Raw genomic sequence first — 16,291 nt, forward strand, 5'->3', positions numbered from 1 at the left:
CTCCAAACGTTTGGTTGCAAATGGAGCGTATCGATCCAGCGCATAAATTGCAACTGTTTGGTTGGGATTTGCTAGGCTTGCCGCATGGCCTGGGACACCGACACCACAAAGCGCAAACTACTTGAAGCGGGAGTGCGTCAATTTGCCGCCGCAGGTTTCGCTGGCGCTCGAATGGAAACGATCGGTGCCGATGCCGGCGTCAACAAAGAGCGCATCTATCGCTACTTTGGCGACAAGCGCGCCTTCTTCGGTGCCGTGCTCGAGCACGAACTGACCGCCCTGCTCGATCAAATTGTGTTCAAGGGATCCGGCCCCGAAAGCATCGCCGGATTCATGACGCAGCTACTCGACCGCTGCGAAGAACGACCCGAACTTTCGAGATTGCTTGTATGGGAAAGCCTGGAACTCGATGAACCAGTAGCACTCGAATCACGCAAACTCGGTTGCGAAAGCAAGGTATGCGGGGTGCAATCAGCGCTGCCAAATCTCGACCAAACGAAAGCCGAACAACTGCTCTTCAGCCTGATCGCGCTCGCCGTCGGCTGGTGTGAACTGCGTCACCTCGCCAGTTCAATCATGAGCACACCAATGAGCCTCGACGAGCAGCGTGCAACCATTATTGAGCACGCAAGAGCCCTCGCCTCAACAAATTCACCGAGTCACTGCTGAGGCAGCAGAATCCTGAACTCAGCACCCTCGCCAACCTTGCTGACAACACTCATCTCGCCGCCGTGAGCCTGAACGATCGCTCGAGTGATGTTGAGACCGAGCCCCACACCGGGTACCGCATTGAGCGTCGCCGTTGAGGCCCGGAAAAAACGAGTAAAGAGCTTCTCTTGCTCGTCCTCGGGGATCCCCATACCGGTATCTGCCACACTCAGCAGAATTCCCTGCGGTGTCTGCACCGCTCGAGCCGTCACCGTGCCACCACGCGGAGTGAACTTGAGCGCGTTTGAGAGCAGATTATCGACCGCTTGACCAAGACGACCGGCATCACCACTAAACGGAATCTCGGCAACTGGCAGCTCAGCCTGCAACTCGATCCCGTTCTGTTCAGCCTGGATTCGCGCAGAGGCAACAGAATTTCGAACGACGGACGCAAGATCCATCTCGCTTCGGTCAATCGAAAAATGCCCGGACTCAACCTTTGCGGTGAAAAGAAGATCGCCGACAAGCTGCAACAGCCTGCGCGCGTTTCGATCAATAACCTCGACAAAGCCGAGCTGTTCCTCAGTCAGCGGATACTCGGTGTCGCTCTGCAAAAGGTCAAGAAAACCAACAATCGAGCTGAGCGGCGTGCGCAGCTCATGCGAGATCATGCCGACAAACTCATCCTTCATGCGGGCGATCTCCGCAGCGCGTGTTTCGTCGCTGAGCACCAGAAGATACCCGATCGACTCGCCCGCTCCATTGCGTCTTATCGAAGCGGTGAGGCGAGCTGGAAAACTGAAACCAGTGGCAGGCAATGCGTCAATGTTCACATCAACGTCAACACCAGAATCGACCACCGCAAAAAGCCCGCGCAAGCCGGCTTCGCCATCGACCCTTTCATCAGCTATCGCGTTCGCAATCGCAGCCGGAGTGAAAAAACGCTCCATGTTTACGCCATCAAGAGCCGCAGACTCAGAAAGACCCAGCAAGCGGCCGGCCCCTGTGTTCCAAGCAACCACCTGACCGTCAGTGTCGGTCGCAATCACGGCCTGAGCAGTAATCGAAGCCCAAAGACTGTCATACGATTCGAGAAGTGCGCGGTATTGCTGCTCTGATTCAGTGAGACGAGCAACCATCCGCTCGTTTTCGCGCAGTGCCGCCGTGCGCTGTTCAACCAGCTCTTTTGCCCGACACAGTTGCAGCCGCTGTTGCCTTGAAAGCTCGTTCACCACCGCCGCGACCGCAGCGAAAACCAGCGGCGTGATAACCCCGCGAAGCCAGTCGACCGAGTTGCTCGGTGGATTCGCAAAATAGGGCATCAGCATAGCGATAGAGGTAAGTCCGCCAACCGTGAACACGTGGCGCAACCCCGGTGAAGCTGCCAGCCACACCGCTGGCAGAAGCACAAGAGACCCAAAGAGCGACGAAGTGCCACCGGTGCCCGCGCGAAAAAGTCCGAGCGCAAGAATGTCGATCATCGGAATGGCAAGCACACGCCAATCCACATCGTCGCACTTGTTCAAAAATGCTGCCGCGATTGTTGCAAGCACAATTGCAGACACAGAGACGACAACGGCAGGCATGTTGGTAACCGCGATGCCGGGTGAAGCGAGCACCAGTGCGGCAGCGACGAGTACCGCCAGCAGCGTGGGAGACTGCTTCAGCAGCGGGCTCGGATCATTAATCCTTCGATACCAACCGGCCGAGACAGTGTTTGAACCGTTCAAACGGCTCGGCGCTTGGGCCTTGCTCATTGCGCCATCCGTACGAGCATGTCGTGCACCTGTGAGCCGCGAACCGGTTTCGGTAGGGCAGCATCGGCTTCAGGATACTCGGACTCATCAAGCACCGAGCTGATCACAATGCGGCACTCGGGCACCCGCTCGCGTAACTGGCGGGCACACTCGGAACCTGAGATACCCGGCAGCAGCAGATCTATCACCGCCAGCGAAGGGGTGAAACTGCTGAGCGAAGCGATCGCCGACTCGCCATCGAGCGCACCGAACACATCAAAACCCTCACGATTGAGTAGAAACCGCAAAAGCTCTAACTGGTCAGCGCTGTCCTCTACAACGAGGGCGCGTGGGCGCCCGCTCATCGCACCAGCAATTCGCGTACGATCGCGAGGGCAATAACCACACACAGGGCAATAAGCGCCTGCGGAATCAGACGTCGCTCAGCACGCGCGTCGTCTTCTATCTCACGAGTGTATTTTCGAGAAGTGTTCGGTGATCCATCGTTCACGAGACAACCCTTCCAACCTTTTCGGTTTTCACCCACGACGCGTCTGCGCGTCGCCACTCTTTGATGTACGAATCAACTGTGATCGCGCAGAGCAGTGAGCCATAGCCGAATATGTAAAGCATAAGCCCGGCAAAAAACTTGCCGCCGGGGAGACGTTCGACGTAGCGCGCAAGCCACGCACCCGCCATCGATACCGGCCCCCAAAGATACAAGCAGGCGAGCACAATAAATCGCCCATCGGCATTCAACTCGACGCCAAACGCTGAAACCGAGATGACCTCTGGCAGCTGCGGAAAAAGCGCTGCAGACATTAATAGCCAGGCGCCCACACCGGGGAAGAGCAGCGCTTCACGCCAAGACTGCCTGCCGATCCTCGGATCCAATTGCACGGAAAAGACCATCAGGTAGACGTAAACGCACACCGTGAATATCCACATGAAACGGAAAGTCACCTCAGCGATATCGCTGTGCAGAATGAGCAGCGTCATGAGCGCAGCAGAAGCGAGCAACATAAACGCAGGCAGCAGCAACACACTGAACCAGATCAGCCCGAAAGAAACGCTGCCAAGTCGGTGCTCCCGGCTGGGCCGAAACCACAGGTGCTTGTAGATAGAGGTGAGCTGCACGTTTCCACGGGCCCAGCGCAGCCGCTGTTTCCAGAGACTGTCGATCGTGCGAGGCTCCTCGGCAAGCACCACCGCGTAGGGCTCAAACACCATTCGGCGGCCCTTGATCTGACCCTCGAAAGTCGTCATCGTGTCTTCAGCGAGAGTGCCGGTGGGAATTCTCCCGCCGATGGCCTCAAGATTTGCGCGCGAGTGCAACTGAGCACCGCCGGCAAGGCAGGCGATCGCGCCCTGAACGTTTTGAGCGCGACGTGCCGCCAACTGCGAGACAACGTATTCAATCGCAATAAAACGAGTGAGGTAGTTGCGGTCTTCGCTGCCCTCGGCGATGTAAGCGGTGACCGCCCCCACCTTCTCATCGGCGAGATGGCGGGCGAGTTTGCGTAGCGAATCATGCGCGAAGATAACATCAGCATCCATAATCAGCACGGCTTCTGCCCAATCATCGGCAAGAATGCGTGAGATGCCATGGTTCAGAGTGTGTGCCTTGCCCTCGCCGCCAACTTCACGTCGCAAATGCACCACACGCCCCGGGTGATTTGCGGCACGCTCAAGCACCACATCAGGGGTGTTATCGGTCGAAGCGTCGTCGACCACAAATATGCGCAATTGATCTTCTGGGTAATCAAGCGCGAGTAGGCGATCAATCGAGGCGCCAATAACAAGACCCTCGTTCCAAGCTGGCACCACAACCGCGACTTTAGGGGTGAACGGCTGCGCCTGACGAAAGTGATTACGAAACGCGTGCAGCGGCAGCACCAGAAACTGAAAGGCCGAAGTGAGCACCGGAGTCATGCCGAGAAACACGCAGATCAGCAGTAGCACGATGACGACAATGTCGAATGCTGAGAGCTCGGGAGTCATGGCAACACTTCGATCGTTTTGAGCAGATCGGCGACACGTGAGTATCTGCCGACATTATTCGCGTTGTGGCTGTCTGTTGCCGCGACGAGAGTCACGCCAGCGGCGATGGCGGCATTGAGAGCCGAAGTTTCAGGGCATCCCCATTTCTCGTTCACCTCAACCGAAGTGTTGCTCCGCGCAACAGCTTCCGCCCAGGCAGCGAGACGCTCGGAGCCGAGCATTTCTTCGCTCAAACCGATCTTGGGCAGTAGCGAAAAGCAGTGCGCAAGCTGGTTTCCTGGGTGCCGCTCGATAGTCGCGATCAGCGCCTGCACGTAGCAATCGAGTACATCGCTGGTTGCCCACCCGTTTGCAATACGTTGGCGCACCTCAGTGGGGCCAATGGGGCCCTCTGGTGCGGGAAACTGATGATCGGCAATCAGAATTGTCTGCACCGCTGAAGGCAGCACGGGAATGTCGAGTGATCCAGCGTGATCTAGAATTTTCGCCTCGACACCGTTCAGAACCGTAAGCCCGTCAGGAATTTCCAGGCGCTGGATCGCCGACACGAACTCAGGCACCCAGGCGGTATCGCGGCGCACATGGTCGACCAGGCGAAGCTCGGTGAGCCCGATTGCGTGTGCGGCAGCCACATTCTCGGCGAGCGAAGAGACTGCGTCGTCAGAGAAGGTGGAGTGGACGTGGTGGTCGCCCCGAAGCAGCGCGTGCATCAGTCGTCCTGGTGCGCCGCGTGCTCAGAAACGAGCACTTCGGCAGGGTCGATGAAGACGTCTTCCAGAAAACGAACCGTTGCAAGTTCGCGAAATTCAAGTCGCTCAGGCATCGACTTGCCAAGAAACAGATCCACGACGAGTGAGGGAATGTCGACGCCTGCCGCAATCGTGAGGGGGAGCGCGCCAGGAAAACGCGGGTTCACTTCAAGCAGCACGGCTTTGCCCTGGCGGTTGCGGCGAAGCTGCACATTTGCGACTCCGACAAGGCCGATAGCCTCAGCGATTCTCGTCGCAGCTTCTTCGAGCTCGGGGTCGTGCACAGTTCGACCTGCGATCGACACCCCAGAATCAACGCGGGTGCGGGTGCGTGGAACCGCAGCGATGACATGCTGGGTGGTGTCAGAGATCACATCAACCGAGTACTCTTCACCGGGCAGAAGATCCTGCACAATGAGGTCTTCGTCAAGGGGAAGAGCTTCGAGCGCGGCACGATCTGGCACGACTCGAACGCCTCGACTGCCGGCACCTCGGCGAGGCTTTGCGAACACCGGGAACTCCCAATCGACCCTATTCGCGTCTGCGCCCGCTGCCTCGGTGCGCGGCACCAAACCGGTTGATTCGCATTGCCGGGCAAGGCTCAGCTTGTCGAGCGCGTAGTTCAACGTGTCCGCACAGGGCGCTGCCAAAACCGCTGGGGCGAGTTCTTCGCGCCGCTCGGAAAGAGTGATCAGCTCAACATCAACCGTTGAAATAACAAGGTCGAGACTGTCTGCTTCGACGAGCGCCGCAAGCGCCGGCACAAAATCGCTACCGGCCCCTGGCGGAACAATGCGGCGCTGTGCCGCTGGCACCAAATACAAGCCGCTCGCCCAGCCATCCATGTCGGCGGCAAACACTGTGAGGTCTGCTCTGCGAAGCAGCGAGCGGATCACAGCGACTCCGGCGGCTCCGCCCGCTCCGGTGACCAAAACGTTGATCGACATTAGGCGTCCTTTTCGGCGAGGCGGTCGGCGTAAACAAGACCAGAAGTTTCTCGCAAGATTTCAAGTGGTTCTACCGCCGTGCCACCACCAAAACGTGACCAGTAGCGGGCTGTTGCAGTGATGAAATCGGGGGAGAGGTAATCACGTGTCGCAGTCTGCGACTGATAGCAGCGCAAGAGCTCAAGTTTCTGCTCAAGAAAGTCTTCGATACGCACAAAACGCGTCGGCCGAAAATCGATGGTTGCCGATGGGCTCTGGTAGCAAGCAACAGTGCCAACGTGGCGGGTGGCTACACTCGTTGCCTCGCTTACGGCACGGTGATCCTGGTGCCGGTCATGAATGCTGTGTGTGTACACGATCGAGGGTTTCACCTCGGCCACTACCTCTTCAATGAGTCGCACGGTTGCGCCGCCACCTGAAATTTCAGTGTCGACAAGATCTTTCAAAAAGAGTCGTGCACCAAGAAGCTCAGCTGCAGCCAGTGACTCATTTTGCCTATTGTCGGCATTGCCTCCGCGCGAACCTCGCGACATGGTGAGTATGGTGACCTCATCGCCCGCGTGGGCATGTGCGGCAAGCAAACCGCCAACACCGATCTCGACGTCGTCGGGGTGTGCGCCGACGGCCAACACTGTTTCGCCTTTGCCCCGCTGCTGTGCCCGGCTCGCTTTGGCTCGGCGGCGACTTTCTTCGGTGAGGTGAAGCACGGTTTCTACGACTTTGGCGTTGTCGAGCGGTTTTTGTAGAAACTCGTCGGCTTGCGCGCGCAGTGCTGAAACGGCGTGCTCAACCGAAACGTGCGCCGTCATCACAATGACGCCAACATCTGGGGTGCGCTGGCGTAGCTCGGAAAGTAGTTCAATACCGTTGAGTCCGGGCATCTCAATGTCGGTCACGACCACGTCAGGATTGAAATCGGTGGCCGCAGCGAGCGCCGAGACGCCGTTGTTTGCAACCTCAACCTCGGCACCTGCCCGACGCTCAAGCAATACCTTCACCAGCAGCGCGAGATCGGGATCGTCGTCAACCACCAGTACGCGAGGCGCAGCGGAGTGAGCTAAGGGGGGCATGCGGGGCTCCTAGGGCACGAATGCAGGTGCGATTGGAATCTTGATAATTCCAGACTTTACCGCACAGTGGCGGGAAATTTCAGCCGCGTTTTGTGTCTCCGCGAGAGCTTGAGCCCGCAGTAATTTTGTTCGATTTGAAACCGGTGACTTCTTGGCTTCTAACGGTCTGCCGAGTTGGTGCTGCCGTGAATCAGTTGGAAGTGCATTTTTGTGAGTACATCGATCCAATTGCGAATTGAGATGATCCTGCCTTGGTGCAGTGTTTCGGTCAGCAGTCGGGCGCGGCGTTGGGACTCGGTCGGCTCGGGGTGATCAATGACCACAGTCGGTTGCGCTGTGAGTAGCTCTAGTTGTGAATTGCGAAATGCCACTTCAGTTTCAAGCGTGCGGAGCGCCGTGTGCGGTGCAAATGCTGCTGCCGCAAGCATGCGCAATGAGAATGTCGTTTTTTCGACCCGCGGGGTTGGTGAGTACGGCTTTTCGAACCAGTTGCGCAACTCTGACTCTCCGCTGCTTGAGATTCGAAGACGGCGAGCGTCTGGGTATTCAGTCGTGTCCTCGAGTTCGGTGCAGATCAGACCCTCGTCGAGCATTTCGGTCAAGCGTTTCAGCAATACCGTGACATCGGGTGAATCGATGGCGAGCGGTCCCTCTACGTCAAGCAACAGGATGAGGTCTCGGATTCGAGGGGTGTACATCTCTACGAGCAGCAGAATTAACGCGGTAAGCCGATCCATTTACGATTCCACCCCTGCTTTTGAAGCTTTTCAATCAGGTAACAAATATATGCGTCAATGATTGTTTGAATTGTTACCCTACTCGTGTTCGCGAGTTGAGGGACTGCCGTCGTTCTCGGGAAGTGTAGCCCGACGGCAGCCCAGCGCCTTGGCGCATCGGCAGGGCCAGTACGTCATGGAAACCACGCACGCTGACTTTCTGCCAAGCGTTCCACCCTCCTGAGCTTTGGGGGGAAAGTTGGGTGGAACATGAGAGAGCCTAAGCACAGAACGGGCCTCAAAACGGGGAGTGAGGCGATTGCGTGCGAGAACTGCGTGCTCTACGTGTGGGCAAGAGGTTGTTCAGAGGGTGGTGGGCGTGTGCGGGATGGGTTGTCTCGAATGTTGCCTTGCTCTGCGTGAGAAAACACGTGGTCGAGGGGGTTTTTGGTGTTCTCGCCACCGATCCAGGTGGGTCGACTGCTCGCATGTGGGTACTCGCACCGAAGAAGGGGTAAGTGCACGCTGAAGTTGTTGAACCCTGCACTTAATTCATGCAACTGTGCACGCTTGAAGTGTTGCGCCACTCGGAAGAACGCCCGAGGAGTTTTCAGACATGGTGCTGATGCCTATTGTGAAACTCAGCTTGGCCACGACGAGCCCGCTGATACCGCATTATGCGTATGCAGCCTGGTGTTTTTCGCCTTCGGTCAGGGCGTGACGTCTAGCAACGCCGCGCAGCCCCTGGAAACGGAACATGCGGAGGAATCTTGGAACGGCGAAAACGACCGCTTGCGGCGCGAATCGGGCTCACGGTAGTTGCCCTCTTCACCGGATGGCACATTTTTGCCTCATTCCTATGGATCTCACCGCCGAGCGAGTTACGCACTGTCGTGCCGGGAAATCTGCTCTCCGAGTACATGCTTCCTTGGTATGGGCAAAGCTGGAGCGTGTTTGCGCCCGCGCCAATCAACGGTGACTACCTCTTCAAAGTGAGGGCGCACATTGAAAAAGATGGCGAATTCGAAATGACCGAGTGGGTTGATGCAACCGCGGCAGAACTTTCACTTGCCCGCTATAACGTCTTCCCGCCACGCGCCGCTGGCCTTGCCTCGCAGCTCGCATCGAACTTCAAAGGTGCACATGCTGCGCTCAACGATGAACAAAAAGAAATCGTAAAGCTTGGATATTACAAGGGCGATGACTGGCTAGGCAGAATGCAGTTCTCGCTCGATGAGGCTGCCGAAGAGGACAGCCCGGTGGCGACGTATATTGCGCAAGAACGCTACGCATCGGCGTATGCGGCACAGGTTGCTCGCGCAGTTTGGGGAGATTCAGTCGTCACCGTGCAATTTCAAGTGAGTCGGCAAAATGTCATTCCTTTTGCTCAGCGCCACGACCCCGACGCAGAACGTCCAGCCGAACAAATCGTCGAGACAGGTTGGCGGGGCATGCTCGAACTGCAGAACCAATCTCAAGAGGCATTCGCGCGCACTTTTAACGATGCCTTGAGGAGGTCTGGCCAGTGAACACGTCCATAGGTCTGAAGGACCCTGATGAAACCCAAAACATCGAGGAAGACTCGCAAACATCAGTAAACAGCCTGCTCCGAGCGATATCTGTGTTTCTCGCGGGAATCTGGCGCTCAACAGTGCACACCGTTGACCGAATGGTTTCATTCGTCGAAAGCTGGGCCCTCGACGCAAAACATGCGCTCTACGGCACAGCGGTCGTGCGGATCTTGCTCGGTGTGACGTTACTCGGCAGCGCGCTGTCCGAATTTGGAACACGCAACTACACGTGGGGACCCGGCGCAGCCTGGACAGGTCAGCTGCAATACCCATCGAGTAGTTTCTCAACGATGTGGCCATTTTCGTTGGTGCGTGAAGCTGCTCGAACGGAACTCGGCATCACACTAGTGCTGCTTGCCCTGATCGTTTGTTCAACGCTGTTCATTGTCGGCTACCGCACAAGGCTCGTCATGATTCCATTGTTTGTACTCTGGGTGGGCTTCGTGAACATCAACCTTTATGTGCAAAACCAAAGCGATAATCTCACCAGAATCGTGTTCATCGCATTACTTTTTAGTGGAATCTCCGAACGCTGGTCACTCGACGCAATACGCAGATCAAGAACTGCGCACCTGCGCACGGGTAAATTGCGCAGTCTCTGGAACTTTCAGCCGGTACTTCCTAGTTGGATGACGAATCTTGCCCACAATTCTGCGGTTGTGGTGATCGGTGTTCAGATCTGTTTCGTTTACGCCTCGGGTGGGCTATTCAAAGCTGGCGGCGAGCCATGGCAAGAAGGCATTGCCATTTACGCACCACTGCACACCATGGAATTCGGAACGTGGCCGGCGCTCAGCAATCTCGTTACTTTCTGGGGGCCCGTGGTTGCGATAGGCACCATAGGTACAGTACTCGTGCAGACAGCCTTTCCAATGATGTTGTTGCATCGCTTCACTCGTGTGCTCGCTTTGATCATCATTATGGGTTTCCACGCGGCTATCGGGCTGCTCATGGGATTGCCCTGGTTCTCACTCGGCATGATCGCCCTCGACGCAATTTTTATTAGCGATCGAACTTGGAGCGGGCTTGAGCAGCGCTGGCATCGCGCCCGCGGAAGAGAGGTTTCGACCCCCTCGATTGCGTGATCTGAGCACATCCTTCGCCGAATGGCTGATCTTAAGTTGACGAATTACTCGTTGAGTTCCCTCCTATTGGGTGATGATGCTTCTGCAGTGCCGCCACCTGAAGGTCTGTGAAATGCAGAACTGACTTTGGGAGGGATGCCCAAACTGACTGCGTGGCTGCCTGAACATGAAGACCAGATAAGGAAAACGGGGAACATGAACAGCTTGGAACAGCCAAGAGCGACTGCTCTGCAGCGCATCGTAAAAATGCTTGAACTCGGGCATGACATCGATCTTGTTGCGAAGCGGGGAATCGGCTTAAGCACGATGCTCAAACGCGTAGCGTTAGAGCTCGAAGAGCGAGAATGGCGGGTCGTTCGAATCAAGGGTGTGCTCTCATTGCGCCCGCACGCGCTCGCCGCCCTGCACGCGGCCGAAATCGGGATCGCGGCAGACGGCAGAGCCACCGGTATTGCCGGGGTCGTGCACTCACTCCGGTCGCTGGCCTCAGTAGGTCCGCTCGCGCTCCTTGTCGATGATTGGCACGACCTGGACGAAGTGTCTTGGGGAGTCATCGAAACCGTAAAAGCCCGATCCTCGATTTCGGTGGTGGTGGGCCGCCGCCCGACTGACAGTTTTATGCAAACCCCGACCGGGCTTGAAGGGTCATCTGCGAGGTCGAGTTTTGTGGTGCAACTGCACCCGATGGGTTTCTCTGAAATGACTGTGGCGGTCGAGGAGCGACTGGGGGGAGCGCTCGACTATGCCTCTGCGAGCAGGCTCTTTGTCTATAGCGGTGGTGTGCCTGCGCTGGTCTTCGGTGTGCTTGAAGGCCTGCTCATGGCAGACCGCATCACAAAACGAAACGCCGTTTGGGAACTAGAGACGCAATTGTGGCATTCCGCATTAAGCGGAGTGGTCGCAAGCATGCTTGAGGGAATTAGCGACGAGGATCGCGAAGCGCTGATGATGCTGAGCGCGGAGCGCAGTCTTGAACTTTTTGCGGCAGAACAACTAGTTGGTGCCTCTCGCTTGAATCGACTCGCGAATGCGGGGTTCATGGCATTCTATGAACTCGATGGAGAATCCTGTACAGCGGTTTCGCCACCAATTCTTGTTGATTATTTCCACGATCGTAGTGCAACGAGTTCACTACCGGGCGCCCCAATGGATCGCGTGAGTTTGCTGAGCCGTGAGTTCGATCTTAACCTCCGCAAAAACGATCGAGACCTCAGCAAGATTGGTGAGAGTGATGCGATATTCCTGCGGGCAATGGGCGAGCAAGTCGAACGAAAGATAGCAAAACGTCGTGCGCTTTGGGCCGCGGATGCGAACCCTTTGCACGCCGTGAAGCTAGCGCGGGATCTCTCAAAACTGCCAGGAACCGAGGCCGAACTCAGCCAAATTCTAAACACCGATTTTTCGGGCATGAAAGAAGACTTTGCGCTCGCGATTGTTGCCTATTGCCGGCTTCGACTCGAGATCGCGCAAGGAAAAGAGGTGAGGCAAGCTCTCGAGTCTGCCACCGGGCCCGAGTCGCAGCTCAGCCCAGTGGGTGCGCAATTTGTTCGACTCACGGCATCTCTTGAGTGCGGTGGAGCGCGGCAAGAAGATGATCTGCATCAAGAGAGTTCGGATTTTGCTCCGCTCATGCAGACCCGACTCATGCTGAACGAACGATTCCTTGGGGAGGTCTGGTACGGACATATTTTGCACGCCAGAACTCTTAGCCAAAAGATCTCACGCGTCAACGCCGCGGGCAGTAGCAACTACGCAATTACCAGTGCGCTGCTGCTCTGCTTTGAAGGAGACCTGATTGCTGCCGAAGAACAGGCGCGTAGATCCGTGGACACTGCACGTTCACGACTAGACCTTGACGCCTTGCACACTGCTTACTATGTGCTCATCCTTGTGCTGACACTACGTGGTCGTTATGACGATATTCCCCTGCTGTTTTGCGGTATTAGCGCCCTAAGTAGTTTGCGAACTTATCAGGCACAGTCTCATGCAGACTCACTCAATCTTGTCGCCCTAGCGTTCGTGCGATCAGGTGATTTGGAGCGAGGGATCGCGATCGCCGACAGGGTGAAGTTTGTTGACTACCTTTCGCCAGATCGGCCCGGGCTCGGCCAAGTGCTACTCGAAACTCAGATCGCTATTGCGAGAGGTCAGCATGAGAACGGCGACTTGCTCTGGGCAAGCGCTCAAGCGGGCTGGCAACAGGGACGACGGGTTGCTGCCGTGCTGCACGGCCTGGCAGCGATAGAGATCGAGCCATCTGACGAGCGTTTTGAACGAGTTGAAATGTGGCTTGATCACGTTGATAGCCCGCTTCTGCACACCCAGTTTGCGCTCGCTATTGCGATTCGAGATGAAGATCCTTTGGCTATTGCGTCAGTAGCCGAAAAGCTTGCAAAAAATGGCGAAGACGGAAACGCACTGTATGCGTGGCGTCGCGCAGCTGAAATTGCAGAATCAACGGGTGAGTTGGCGCTCAAACATCGATGTTTGGATCGATACGAGGCGTGTCGACAGGCTTCGGGTACGGCGAGTGTTGATGAACGCAGATTCTCCCAGAACTATCTCCGACTTACCTCTCGCGAGGCTGAGATCGTTTCGGCAGTGGTGGCTGGTCTAAACAACGGCGAGGTTGCGAGCAAGCTCGGAATGAGCATTCGGACGGTTGAGAGCCATCTCAACCGGATCCTGCGCAAAGCTGAAGCTGAACAGCGAAGTGATCTTGCTGGATTTGTGCCGGTATTGCAAGGCCGACGCAACGGAAGAAAGTCTCTCGAGGGAGACGAAGACCCCACAAGAGAAGAAACTTCTACTCGCGCGTAATACGAACTCGGATCTCCAGTCTCTCTATGTGAGGGCAGCCGCGCGCCATTGGCATGCAGCTCCGCTCGAAGGTGCTTCATTCTGAGGCGCTACCCACTTCGAATGAATAAATGAGGAGAAGCATGAGTTCAGCTTTTCGGGCAAAACGCCCACAGTCTGAGGCGCCGTCGCGCGTCGGGCGCCGCCTTGCGGCTTCCGGCGTAGTCGCCTCCGTCGTCGCTGCGAGCTTGATCGGCGGCGGTGCTGCGGCCCAGGCCGCACCGATCGAGGGCGAATTCAGTGGTCACGTACGTGCGTATGGCGCGTTCGCGGCTGCTGATCTTGTCGGATTTATTAACGCACGCGCGAATATTGCTGAGTCGATTTCGGTGGCCGATAGCCAGGGACTTGCCCACTACGGGCAGCTCGGTGCATTCGACTTCGGTATCCCCAACAGCATTATCAATAACCCGGACGCTCGTTCGTACGCACGCGCAACGCCACTCGGTATTGGTGCAATGGGTATCCCAGTTCAGCCGGTGAAGGCCGAATCTGTCTCTCTCACAAACGTCGAGGGACAGACTGCAGTCCAGAACTTTGGCAAAGTCGATCTTTCGCCGCTTGCGAAGATCGATGCGCTGACTGGCACCGCAAGCAGCTCTTGGGCACCCGTGGTGGCTGCCGGATCTGGCACCCTCGCAAGTGTGAACCAGACCACGCTTGATCTGGAAGTACTGACGAAGTTGCCGCTGCTTCCTTCGATGCTGCAGCCAATGCTTCCGCTTGCGGGCGCGAAGCTCGGCAAAACTGCGGGATCAGTTGACCTGGTTGCTGATGACGCTTGCGTCGGCGGCACCGCAGTTGCTGCGAGTTCGAAGTGGCAGTTTGGTGAAGCTACCGTGCTGGGCAACACGCTTCGTGTGTCTTGGGGCGCTGGTGAAGATCCAAACCAGTGGCCTGAGATGACCGCAGTTGCGAATGGACAGCCTGGTGGCGCGAAGCTTGTTGTGAGCGAGATGCCTGACATGACTGTTTCTGCAATTGGTGGAGCACTCAGCGTCAGCCTGCATCCAGGAATGAGCATCGAGCTCGACAAAATCCTGCCAAAGGCCATCAACGCGATCTTGACCGGTGAGATCTCCTACGGAGGCATCACCAACAAGGTAGAGGCTCAAGACGGCACGAGTGCTTCAGGCACTATGAACGGTCTGACCCTCGACGCTTCGCTGCTCAAGCTGCCATTGATTGGTGCGCTCGGCAATGTTGAGTTTGGCGTCATGAAGACCGATGTTGCAGCGCACATCTCAGAGGGCGGCATTTCTTGCGACCCAGAGAGCAACGTGAATGCGTCTGCGTCTGCTTCTGCTTCGGCAAACGCTGACAGCGAGGCAAACGCGGCCGCTGAGGCTGCAGCGCAGGCTGCAGCTGATGCGAATGGCAACGACGTAGCTTCGGCAGCTGGCGATGCAACTGCGAAGGCTGCAGCGCAGGCTGCTGCCAAGACTGAAGCTTCGGCTGAGGCTTCGAAGAACGCTGAGGGTTCGGCGCAGGCCGCGGCAAAGGCATCGTCGAACGCGAATGCTGAGGCTTCGGCAGCGGCAAACGGCAACGCTTCGGCAGCTTCTCAGGCAGCTGCTGACGCAGATTCGTCTTCGGATGCATCAACCAATGCAGCCGCTGACGCAGCAAGCGATGGTGATAAGTCGACTGAGGGTGACAAGTCAACTGAAGGCGATAAGTCGACCGATGGTGACAAGTCGACTGAGGGCGATAAGTCGACCGAAGGCGATAAGTCAACTGAGGGTGATAAGTCGACCGATGGTGATAAGTCAACTGAAGGTGACAAGTCAACTGAGGGTGATAAGTCGACCGATGGTGATAAGTCAACTGAAGGTGACAAGTCAACTGAGGGTGATAAGTCGACCGATGGCGATAAGTCAACCGAGGGTGACAAGTCGACTGAGGGCGATGCAAACGGCAACCTGAACGCTTCTGCGTCTGCTTCTGCTTCGGCAAAGGCCGACAGTAAGGCAAACGCGGCCGCTGAGGCTGCAGCGCAGGCTGCAGCTGATGCGAATGGCAACGACGTAGCTTCGGCAGCTGGCGATGCAACTGCGAAGGCTGCAGCGCAGGCTGCTGCCAAGACTGAAGCTTCGGCTGAGGCTTCGAAGGACGCTGAGGGCTCGGCGCAGGCCGCGGCAAAGGCATCGTCGAACGCGAATGCTGAGGCTTCGGCAGCGGCAAACGGCAACGCTTCGGCAGCTTCTCAGGCAGCTGCTGACGCAGACGCATCGTCGAACGCATCGGGTGAGGCCGCTGCAGACGCAGATGCTGCAACCGAGGGTGATAAGTCGACCGAGGGTGACAAGTCAACTGAGGGTGATAAGTCGACCGAGGGTGATAAGTCGACCGAGGGTGATAAGTCGACCGATGGTGACAAGTCGACTGAGGGCGATAAGTCAACTGAGGGTGACAAGTCAACTGAGGGCGATAAGTCGACCGATGGTGACAAGTCGACCGAGGGCGATAAGTCAACTGAGGGTGATAAGTCGACTGAGGGTGACAAGGCAACTGAGGGTGATAAGTCGACCGAGGGTGACAAGTCGACCGAGGGCGATAAGTCAACCGAGGGCGATAAGTCAACCGAGGGCGATAAGTCGACCAATGGCGACAAGTCGACCAATGGTGACAAGTCAACCCAGGCGAGTGCCGCAGCGAATGCTTCGGCAAAGGCACAGGGAACTGCCAACGCAAACGCAAGCGGCAACACCAACGGCACCAACCTGCCAAACACCGGTAGTGACAACGCTGGACTCCTTTGGGGTGCTGCGATTGCACTGTTGCTCGGCGCATCTGCCGCGGGTATTTCGGTGATTCGTCGCCGCACCGCTGGTAGCGCTGAATAAGTAATCAGCGGCTGAGAGCACAAAGCCTGCTCTGCGCTCTCAGCCGCTCGGTGGGTTCGGTGG

13 protein-coding genes are annotated in these 16,291 nt (G+C 57.0%); 5 read left to right on the plus strand and 8 right to left on the minus strand.

Features of this window, described 5'->3' with window-relative positions:
• The first annotated feature begins 84 nt into the window (after positions 1-84).
• The gene (locus QBL02_RS10770; RefSeq protein ID WP_282726438.1) at positions 85-669 is read left to right on the plus strand and encodes a TetR family transcriptional regulator; all 585 of its coding nucleotides are present in this window, start codon (positions 85-87) and stop codon (positions 667-669) included.
• Here the strand turns inward: QBL02_RS10770 and QBL02_RS10775 are convergent.
• The 8 genes from QBL02_RS10775 to QBL02_RS10810 form a co-directional block, all read right to left on the minus strand.
• Positions 660-2,405: a PAS domain-containing sensor histidine kinase gene (locus tag QBL02_RS10775; protein WP_282726439.1), complete on the minus strand. Its 1,746-nt coding sequence runs from the start codon at positions 2,403-2,405 to the stop codon at positions 660-662. The genes QBL02_RS10770 and QBL02_RS10775 overlap by 10 nt on opposite strands.
• Positions 2,402-2,749: a response regulator gene (locus QBL02_RS10780; RefSeq protein ID WP_282726440.1), complete on the minus strand. Its 348-nt coding sequence runs from the start codon at positions 2,747-2,749 to the stop codon at positions 2,402-2,404. The genes QBL02_RS10775 and QBL02_RS10780 overlap by 4 nt, the downstream gene beginning before the upstream one ends.
• Complete coding sequence (locus QBL02_RS10785; RefSeq protein ID WP_282726441.1) at positions 2,746-2,895, minus strand: hypothetical protein; 150 nt, start codon at positions 2,893-2,895, stop codon at positions 2,746-2,748. Before QBL02_RS10785 ends, QBL02_RS10780 begins: the two co-directional genes overlap by 4 nt.
• Positions 2,892-4,385, minus strand: a complete 1,494-nt coding sequence (locus QBL02_RS10790; protein ID WP_282726442.1) for a glycosyltransferase — start codon at positions 4,383-4,385, stop codon at positions 2,892-2,894. Before QBL02_RS10790 ends, QBL02_RS10785 begins: the two co-directional genes overlap by 4 nt.
• The gene (locus tag QBL02_RS10795; protein WP_282726443.1) at positions 4,382-5,095 is read right to left on the minus strand and encodes a PHP domain-containing protein; all 714 of its coding nucleotides are present in this window, start codon (positions 5,093-5,095) and stop codon (positions 4,382-4,384) included. The genes QBL02_RS10790 and QBL02_RS10795 overlap by 4 nt, the downstream gene beginning before the upstream one ends.
• The gene (locus tag QBL02_RS10800) at positions 5,095-6,081 is read right to left on the minus strand and encodes an ATP-grasp domain-containing protein (protein WP_282726444.1); all 987 of its coding nucleotides are present in this window, start codon (positions 6,079-6,081) and stop codon (positions 5,095-5,097) included. The genes QBL02_RS10795 and QBL02_RS10800 overlap by 1 nt, the downstream gene beginning before the upstream one ends.
• A complete protein-coding gene (locus tag QBL02_RS10805) occupies positions 6,081-7,151 on the minus strand; it encodes a response regulator (protein WP_282726445.1) in 1,071 nt (356 codons plus the stop codon). The genes QBL02_RS10800 and QBL02_RS10805 overlap by 1 nt, the downstream gene beginning before the upstream one ends.
• Before the next feature lie 158 nt (positions 7,152-7,309).
• Positions 7,310-7,888 (minus strand): hypothetical protein, encoded by a 579-nt coding sequence (locus tag QBL02_RS10810; RefSeq protein ID WP_282726446.1) that lies wholly within the window; start codon positions 7,886-7,888, stop codon positions 7,310-7,312.
• 749 nt (positions 7,889-8,637) lie between these two features.
• Between QBL02_RS10810 and QBL02_RS10815 the strand changes: the two genes are divergently transcribed.
• The 4 genes from QBL02_RS10815 to QBL02_RS10830 all read left to right on the plus strand — a co-directional run bounded on the left by QBL02_RS10815 (position 8,638) and on the right by QBL02_RS10830 (position 16,228).
• Positions 8,638-9,396: a DUF5819 family protein gene (locus QBL02_RS10815; RefSeq protein WP_282726447.1), complete on the plus strand. Its 759-nt coding sequence runs from the start codon at positions 8,638-8,640 to the stop codon at positions 9,394-9,396.
• Entirely contained in the window at positions 9,393-10,523 is a 1,131-nt protein-coding gene (locus QBL02_RS10820) for an HTTM domain-containing protein (protein WP_282726448.1), read from the plus strand. Before QBL02_RS10815 ends, QBL02_RS10820 begins: the two co-directional genes overlap by 4 nt.
• A 195-nt stretch (positions 10,524-10,718) precedes the next feature.
• Positions 10,719-13,343, plus strand: a complete 2,625-nt coding sequence (locus QBL02_RS10825) for a helix-turn-helix transcriptional regulator (RefSeq protein ID WP_282726449.1) — start codon at positions 10,719-10,721, stop codon at positions 13,341-13,343.
• Between the two features lie 122 nt (positions 13,344-13,465).
• The gene (locus QBL02_RS10830; protein ID WP_282726450.1) at positions 13,466-16,228 is read left to right on the plus strand and encodes an LPXTG cell wall anchor domain-containing protein; all 2,763 of its coding nucleotides are present in this window, start codon (positions 13,466-13,468) and stop codon (positions 16,226-16,228) included.
• Positions 16,229-16,291: the final 63 nt, after the last annotated feature.

This window comes from Leucobacter sp. UT-8R-CII-1-4, from assembly GCF_030010235.1.
Lineage (GTDB): Bacteria > Actinomycetota > Actinomycetes > Actinomycetales > Microbacteriaceae > Leucobacter.

Bases quoted from the DNA above. Each gene is read 5' to 3' on its own strand.
- QBL02_RS10790 (WP_282726442.1), bottom strand. From the start codon at position 4,385: ATGACTCCCGAGCTCTCAGCATTCGACATTGTCGTCATCGTGCTACTG.
- QBL02_RS10825 (WP_282726449.1), top strand. From the start codon at position 10,719: ATGAACAGCTTGGAACAGCCAAGAGCGACTGCTCTGCAGCGCATCGTA.
- QBL02_RS10810 (WP_282726446.1), bottom strand. From the start codon at position 7,888: ATGGATCGGCTTACCGCGTTAATTCTGCTGCTCGTAGAGATGTACACC.
- QBL02_RS10805 (WP_282726445.1), bottom strand. From the start codon at position 7,151: ATGCCCCCCTTAGCTCACTCCGCTGCGCCTCGCGTACTGGTGGTTGAC.
- QBL02_RS10780 (WP_282726440.1), bottom strand. From the start codon at position 2,749: ATGAGCGGGCGCCCACGCGCCCTCGTTGTAGAGGACAGCGCTGACCAG.
- QBL02_RS10800 (WP_282726444.1), bottom strand. From the start codon at position 6,081: ATGTCGATCAACGTTTTGGTCACCGGAGCGGGCGGAGCCGCCGGAGTC.
- QBL02_RS10775 (WP_282726439.1), bottom strand. From the start codon at position 2,405: ATGAGCAAGGCCCAAGCGCCGAGCCGTTTGAACGGTTCAAACACTGTC.
- QBL02_RS10770 (WP_282726438.1), top strand. From the start codon at position 85: ATGGCCTGGGACACCGACACCACAAAGCGCAAACTACTTGAAGCGGGA.
- QBL02_RS10830 (WP_282726450.1), top strand. From the start codon at position 13,466: ATGAGTTCAGCTTTTCGGGCAAAACGCCCACAGTCTGAGGCGCCGTCG.
- QBL02_RS10795 (WP_282726443.1), bottom strand. From the start codon at position 5,095: ATGCACGCGCTGCTTCGGGGCGACCACCACGTCCACTCCACCTTCTCT.